A 345-nucleotide genomic window follows, 5' to 3' on the forward strand; every position below is an offset into this window, starting at 1 on the left:
TTGATTCGAATACAAGACACTTGAATGTGTTTGTTGTGTTCATCTAATGAAAGATAAACATTGAGAACTTTTAAATTTGATTGAATTACTCGTAAGTAATCAATCAGTCAGCTTTCCAAATTGTTAAAGAGCAATGAGACTTCTTGTGAAGTTCATTTTCTAAAGACTCTCAGGGTCAAACATACCAACCAACGACAAAAGAAGTGGTTTGGATATGAAGATAACCAAGAATTTTTAGAGAATGGTGGGCGATACCGGGCTCGAACCAGTGACCCCCTGCTTGTAAGGCAGGTGCTCTCCCAACTGAGCTAATCGCCCACGATAGTTTTAATTCCTTCGCGGAGA

1 tRNA gene is annotated in these 345 nt (G+C 39.1%); it reads right to left on the reverse strand.

Annotation, left to right across the window (positions count from 1 at the left end):
* Positions 1-242 precede the first annotated feature (242 nt).
* Positions 243-318 (reverse strand) — tRNA-Val (locus tag H5300_RS27180).
* Positions 319-345: the final 27 nt, after the last annotated feature.

The sequence above is a fragment of the Vibrio sp. SG41-7 genome (assembly GCF_014164465.1).
GTDB lineage: Bacteria > Pseudomonadota > Gammaproteobacteria > Enterobacterales > Vibrionaceae > Vibrio > Vibrio splendidus.